The organism is Mucilaginibacter humi (genome assembly GCF_013087555.1).
In genome coordinates this window covers 21,687-28,007 of the sequence record NZ_JABFCR010000036.1, presented here as the reverse complement: position 1 = coordinate 28,007, position 6,321 = coordinate 21,687, and the positions used below count along the sequence as shown (strand labels likewise).

Below are 6,321 nucleotides of genomic sequence, written 5' to 3'. Positions count from 1 at the left end.
CAAAATTACAATGAATAAAAAAGCACTATTAGCTTTCTGCCTTTTAATTTCTGCTTTTAGCTTAAAGGCGCAGCAACACCGCTTTAATCCTGATACTATACTTACTGTGGTGATAGATTCACCCGTTAATATCCGTTCGCACCGATTAAACGCGCAGGATTTTATTGATGCCGTATTAGCCGACACCGGCTTTTACAAAGCCTTCCGAAACATGAAGCGCTACGGCTTTACTGCCGAAAACAACATTTATACTTACGATAAGAAAAATAAGATCGATGGCGAGATTCACCGCCAGATCAGGCACACGATAGTAAACGGGAAGCCTAAAGCCGAATACTTATTAAAGCAGGATAAAGGCAATGTCTATAAAAAGAATGGTAAATACGAACTGTATACGGTAGAGCTGTTTGATTACATCTTTGACAACGCATATAGGTCTGAGTTCAGTACAGACGAATCATTAAATGCGGGAGGTAAGAATGGATCATACAAAGCCAAGGCAAAGGCGTTAATGTTCACACCGGGACGCAGGATTTCCGGACTCCCGTTCCTGAGCAGCAAAACCGAGATATTTAGCCGTGATATGCGGCAATTTTATAACTATGAATTTGCCCGGGGTAAATACCTCGACAGCATACCTGTTTATCGATTTAAAGTAATAAGAAAGCCCAGCACAGCCGACGGGGACGTAATGATCAATGAGCTTACTACCATATTTGATATGCGGGATTTTAAGATCCCGGGACGGTATGTAGACATGAGATACGATAACTTATTCTTTGATTTTAATGTGAAGATGAATATTGAACTGATACCCTTTAACGGCGAACTGCTACCTGCAAAAATGAGCTACCAGGGGCAACTGGGACATCCCTTTCCATAAAGAAGAACGGTCAAGCTTTTTGATATTTCACAGAAACTACAGTAAATAATAAATACAAAGCCCCGCACAATTTCTCATGCAGGGCCGTATCATTGCGTTAGGAATTTCTGTTTACTTACTTATTGCTTTCAGCATTTCTTTTACAGCTGCTTCCAGTTGCTGGTCATCGCCGGTTAATACTTTGTTGTAATCGTTAAGTACCTTAATGTCCGGTTCAAGCTCATGGTTTTCGGTAGCATGGGTTTCGCCGGTTCCCCAGCTGCCCACCATCGGTATACCAAAGGTCAACGAGTTATCTATCAGGTTTTCCCACCATACGGCTGTACCTGTACCCGCAACCGGCATACCTACCAATTTACCAAGGCCCAGTTCTTTGTAAGCATATGGGAACATGAACGCGTCAGAATAGTTGCCCTCGTTCATCAGTACGCAGCTTGGTTTGGTCCACTTGTTTGATGGTTCCCCACCGGTGGTTACCGCTCCCTGCGGGCGGAACGAGAAGTATTTTTACCACCCAAAAAGGTCACCAGGTCATCATGCAGCCAGCCGCCGCCATTAAAACGGGTATCAACTATTAATGCTTTTTTGGTTAAATTTTTTCCTAATACCTTATCAAATGTTGTGCGATAGCTGGCTTCGTTCATGCCTTCAATATGCACGTAACCCACCCGGCCGTTTGATAAGCTATCTGTTAAATGCTCCATCCTTTTAACCCAGCGGTCATACAACATCCCGGTTTCGGCACCGGCAGCAATAGGCTTTACAGTTTCGTTATAAACTGTTTTGGTAGCGGGATCGTGGAAAGTAATAAGCGTGTATTTTCCTGCCTTGTTATTTAGCAGTTTGGCCCAGTCGTCTTCGTCAGTAATGGCCACCCCGTCAATCTTATCAATAACATAACCCTTTTTCATTTTGCTTTTTGCAATATCAAATGGGCCGCCGGTAATAATATCGCGTACCAATAAACCATCGGCACTGCTGGTAACGTCATATAATAAACCTAAAGCGGCTGTTCTGTCGCCATCAGGGAAACTGGCCGAGTAAATGCCGCCGGTATGCGACACATTCAACTCACCCAATAACTCGCTCAGCAATACCGGAAATCGTAGTTATTACCCACGTAAGGTAAAAACTGTGCGTAGTTTTTTTGGTAATAGGCCCAGTCTACGCCCTGTAAATTAGGGTCGTATAATTTTTTAGGAACCTGTTTTACGATGTGCTGAAAAATATACTCGCGCTCTTTAGCCGCATTTAAGGTAAATGTAGCGCTGATAGGTATATTGGTAACTTTACCGTTATCCACATCTATCTTCATAGCGCCACCGCCCGACATCATGAATAAAGACTTACCATCCTTGCTCATGATCAAGCCGCCGCCGCCGGCGTTAATTTCAGACAGGATCCGGTTTCACGGGTGCGGGTTGATAGCACCCATAAATTATACCCCTTATCATAAGCGGCCGGGTAGTATAGCTTCTCGCCATCTTTTGATAATTTAGAGTCGCCTATGCGCGCAGATGTAAGTGTTAACCGTACGGTGCGATCATCCGGGTTATCCGGGTTAGGCACAAATTCCGGTATTGTTGGTGGTTTCACCTTCTCTTTTTGGCTTTGGCTATACTGTCTGCTTTGGCCTGTGCCTTTTTAATATCAACCGAATCGCGTTTGCTTATTTCAGTTTTTATGGCGAGGTCCTCTTTGCTCAGGTTGAATTTATCCCGGGCATCCTGGTCAAAAAACTTGGCGTAGATATCGCCCTGCGCACCGCGGCTCAGGTTTTTCATGCCTTGCTTGTCGGTGGTCCAGTACATCATTTTATCGCCCATCCCAAATTGAGGGTTATAGTCATTAAAACCGCTTTCGGTTAGGTTTACACGGCCTTTTGAGCCATCGGCTTTTATCAAAACGATTTCGCTGCTGCCTAAGGCATTGCCTTCGGTTGATTGCGCCAGGATATATTTACTATCGGCCGACCATTTAAAATTTTGATCGCCATCGGCATACGAAAAATTAACGCCGGCGGGAAGTATTGCTATAGCGGTTTTTTTAGCGATATCATAAACTTTAATAATGTTGCGCTCTTCTAAATAAGCTATTTTTTTGCCATCCGGCGATGGCATCGGCTGAAATTCATCTTTATCTGTAGCAATAACCGGTTCGGTATTTATAGTGGTAGCGGCATAAAACGAAGGTTCGCTTTTGTTGGCGATACTTACCTTATAAATGTCCCACGATTTTTCATTCTCTACCGAGTAGAGGATGCTTCTGCCATCCGCAGCAAACTCTATCATGCGTTCTGGTAAGGTGTGTTGGTAAGGCGTTTTACAATTCCGCCTTCAACTGATGACGCGAATATTTCGCCGCGGTATACAAAGGCGATCTCCTTACCATCAGGAGATACCGCCATGTCAGACGCGCCGCCCCTGATACTGATGTTTTGTGTTTGATCGCTGTTAAAATCGGCGTTAACCGCAATGTTTACTTTTTGTGGCGACTGGCCCTCTTTTAAAGTATAGATATCGCCATTTTGGGTAAAAGCAAAAGTGCCGTTATCCGCGCGTGACAGGTTGCGCACCGGGTTTTTATCAAATTTGGTAAGTTGAGTTACCTTACTTACATCAGCTTCTGTTGATTTAAAAAGGTTTTGGTTGCCATTGCGTTCGCTCAGGTAATAAAACGCGCCTGCGGTGCCCCAAACAGGCTCACGGTCCTCGCCATTAAAGGTTGATACTTTAGTGTAGGCCCCGGTTTTGATGTTGTAGGTCCAGATATCGCGGGTTACGCTTGAGGTATGGTGCTTGCGGTAAGGATTTTCATATCCTTTGGCATCCTGATAAATAAATTTATCACCGGCTTTGTTAAAGTGTACAAACTCGGTACCGGCCGAGTTTACCATCAGGCTGCGGCCACCTGCAGTGGGTACTTTGTATAATTTAACGTAAGTGCCGTCGCTTGGGAAACGTACCGCGCAAGGCTTGCCCCGCTCAATTGCCGCGGTGGCTGTTACCTTTGTCTTGATACAAAGGTAACCCAAAAATCAAGTCAGGCCGATCGCTGCCATCGCTCAAGGCCAGACTCCCGGCCGCGCGCCCTGACAGGCCTTTGCGCCTCTTTGCATTTTTCATTAACATAACTAAAATGTTGGTTCATTCCTAATCGTCATACAAAAAGCTTCGGGCGAAACTGATAAAACAAACTGGGCCGTGCGTGGGCAAAGGCATTGGTAATTTTTTGCCATGCGCGTTGCCATTGTGCGAGCGACTGGGGGCAAAAGGACCGGGCCTAAGGTTTTAGCTGATTTTGCAGCGTATAAGGCTTGTGCGGCAAAGAAGCCTCCCGGATGACTTGATTTTTTTGGTTACTTTTTCATCAAGGAAAAGTGACAAGGCCTCCGCGGCCATAGCGGGGCAAGCTAAGAGCGTAAAGGCAAAACGGTGGTAGGTAACCGCTTAATCAGCGAGATTCTAGGTAAATAAAAAGCCCATCTCATTGAAACGGACTTTAATTTTTTAAAATTCAGCATTCTTCGGGAACCTTGGGAAAGGTATCACATCCCTGATATTACCCATACCCGTAACAAACAGCACCAAACGCTCAAAGCCTAAACCAAAGCCTGCGTGCGGACAGCTGCCAAAGCGGCGGGTATCAAGGTACCACCAAAGCTCGTCTTTAGGGATGCCCATTTCGTCCATACGGGTTTCCAGTTTGTCCGTGGCGCTCTTCACGCTGGCTTCCGCCAACGATCTCGCCAATACCCGGGAACAGGATGTCCATTGCGGCCACGGTTTTACCGTCGTCGTTTTGGCGCATGTAGAAGGATTTGATCTCCTTTGGATAGTTGGTTAATATCACCGGTTTTTTAAAGTGCTTCTCAACCAAATAACGTTCGTGCTCTGATTGCAGGTCGGTACCCCAACCTTCAACCGGATATTGAAACTTCTTCTTTTTATTCGGGGTCGATTCTTTTAATATCTCAATTGCTTCAGTATAAGTTAAGCGCTCAAAATCATTAGCTAAACAAAACTGCAGCTTTTCGGTCAGGCTCATTTCAGAGCGCTCATTCTGCGGTTTTTGTTTCTCTTCATCTAACAAACGCTGGGTTAAAAACTCAATATCCTCGCGTTTTTCTCTAAGGCATAAGCAATAACATATTTTAATAGCGCTTCGGCGGTGTCCATGTTATCAACGATATCGGCGAAAGCCATTTCGGGCTCAATCATCCAAAACTCGGCCAGATGGCGGGTAGTGTTACTGTTTTCGGCACGGAATGTCGGTCCGAATGTATAGATATCGCTCAAAGCCATAGCACCAAGCTCGCCTTCTAACTGGCCGGAAACGGTTAAGTTAGCGGCACGGCCAAAGAAGTCTTGTTTGTAATCAACCTCGCCGTCAACTTTAGGTACGTTATTCAGATCGAAGTTGGTAACGTGGAAGGTTTCGCCTGCGCCCTCGGCATCACTTGCGGTGATGATGGGGGTATGCAGGTAAACAAAGCCGCGTTCTTCAAAAACTTGTGGATAGCAAATGCCAGGCTATGGCGCACCCTGAAGATGGCGCCGAATGTGCTGGTACGGAAACGCAGGTGAGCATTTTCGCGCAAAAACTCCAGGCTATGTTTTTTGGTTGGATAGGATATTTTTCGGGATCACTATCGCCTAAGATCTCTACGGTATGGGCTATCACTTCAACGCTTTGGCCCTTGCCTTGTGAGGCGATGAGTTTACCAAAAACGCTGATGGCAGCACCAACGGTAATACGCTTTAACAGCGCAGGATCAGTATTTTCAAAATCAACAACTATCTGTACGTTATTATTGGTCGAACCATCATTTAAAGCAATGAACCGGTTTTGGCGGAAGGCGCGAACCCACCCCTTAACGGTTACATCAATATCTGTAGTAGTGCTTTCTAATAATGCTTTGATCTTTATACGCTGGCTCATTGTTGCAAAAAATTTAGAGCCGCAAAAATACAATTACTTATCTAATTTTAACCTAAATTGCCCGGGAAAATAAACCCGTGTGGTATCAAATGCTGTATTGCCGGTTGGTGTTGCAAGCTTAAAAGTAAGGTTGAATGATCCTGTTAACCATTCTCCTTTGCTCTCTTCCAAAGTGCTGGTTTGGATATAAGTATAAAATGTATTATTAGCAGTATTATCTAACTTGTAAATTAACGTCCCAATATTGATATATCCATACTGGTAAAATGTAGCATCTATTTGCTTTTGGTACGAACCATTAATTAATTTGCTTGTGCTATTATCCAAACCAAACTTTAACTTAATACCGAAGACGTACTTTGTGCTATTGCTTGAAATGGTTAATGTATCACTCTTTATGGTATCAGAAAAATTTGATTCAGACCATGGCATACTACTTCCTTTTTTACGGTACCCCAAATACCTTTACCAAAGGAAAATGGTGGCGCACAACCACA

General features: G+C 44.4%; 8 protein-coding genes and 1 pseudogene. 1 reads left to right on the top strand and 8 read right to left on the bottom strand.

Annotated features, from left to right (window positions below; genetic code table 11):
- Positions 1 to 883: hypothetical protein (locus tag HK413_RS08795; RefSeq protein WP_246230093.1), on the top strand; the 883-nt coding region annotated here is incomplete at its 5' end.
- A 111-nt stretch (positions 884 to 994) separates the two neighbouring features.
- Here HK413_RS08795 and HK413_RS19765 read toward each other — a convergent pair.
- The 8 genes and pseudogenes from HK413_RS19765 to HK413_RS08755 form a co-directional block, all read right to left on the bottom strand.
- Entirely contained in the window at positions 995 to 1,306 is a 312-nt protein-coding gene (locus tag HK413_RS19765; protein ID WP_175269920.1) for a S41 family peptidase, read from the bottom strand.
- A gap of 50 nt (positions 1,307 to 1,356) precedes the next feature.
- Positions 1,357 to 1,977: a S41 family peptidase gene (locus tag HK413_RS19760; protein WP_175269919.1), complete on the bottom strand. Its 621-nt coding sequence runs from the start codon at positions 1,975 to 1,977 to the stop codon at positions 1,357 to 1,359.
- The gene (locus HK413_RS08780; RefSeq protein WP_175269918.1) at positions 1,971 to 2,246 is read right to left on the bottom strand and encodes a hypothetical protein; all 276 of its coding nucleotides are present in this window, start codon (positions 2,244 to 2,246) and stop codon (positions 1,971 to 1,973) included. The genes HK413_RS19760 and HK413_RS08780 overlap by 7 nt, the downstream gene beginning before the upstream one ends.
- A gap of 2 nt (positions 2,247 to 2,248) precedes the next feature.
- A complete protein-coding gene (locus HK413_RS08775; RefSeq protein WP_175269917.1) occupies positions 2,249 to 2,479 on the bottom strand; it encodes a hypothetical protein in 231 nt (76 codons plus the stop codon).
- The gene (locus HK413_RS08770) at positions 2,476 to 3,174 is read right to left on the bottom strand and encodes a PD40 domain-containing protein (RefSeq protein ID WP_175269916.1); all 699 of its coding nucleotides are present in this window, start codon (positions 3,172 to 3,174) and stop codon (positions 2,476 to 2,478) included. Before HK413_RS08770 ends, HK413_RS08775 begins: the two co-directional genes overlap by 4 nt.
- On the bottom strand, positions 3,171 to 3,917 hold the full coding sequence (locus HK413_RS08765; RefSeq protein WP_175269915.1) for a hypothetical protein: 747 nt from the start codon (positions 3,915 to 3,917) through the stop codon (positions 3,171 to 3,173). The genes HK413_RS08770 and HK413_RS08765 overlap by 4 nt, the downstream gene beginning before the upstream one ends.
- A gap of 475 nt (positions 3,918 to 4,392) precedes the next feature.
- A pseudogene (gene asnS / locus HK413_RS08760) lies at positions 4,393 to 5,824 on the bottom strand (asparagine--tRNA ligase).
- Positions 5,825 to 5,857: 33 nt separating this feature from the next.
- Positions 5,858 to 6,256 (bottom strand): hypothetical protein, encoded by a 399-nt coding sequence (locus HK413_RS08755; protein ID WP_175269914.1) that lies wholly within the window; start codon positions 6,254 to 6,256, stop codon positions 5,858 to 5,860.
- Positions 6,257 to 6,321 lie beyond the last annotated feature (65 nt).

Excerpts from the sequence above, each read along its gene's own strand:
- HK413_RS08755 (WP_175269914.1), bottom strand. The coding sequence starts at position 6,256 with ATGCCATGGTCTGAATCAAATTTTTCTGATACCATAAAGAGTGATACA.
- HK413_RS08770 (WP_175269916.1), bottom strand. The coding sequence starts at position 3,174 with ATGATAGAGTTTGCTGCGGATGGCAGAAGCATCCTCTACTCGGTAGAG.
- HK413_RS08780 (WP_175269918.1), bottom strand. The coding sequence starts at position 2,246 with ATGAGCAAGGATGGTAAGTCTTTATTCATGATGTCGGGCGGTGGCGCT.
- HK413_RS19765 (WP_175269920.1), bottom strand. The coding sequence starts at position 1,306 with ATGAACGAGGGCAACTATTCTGACGCGTTCATGTTCCCATATGCTTAC.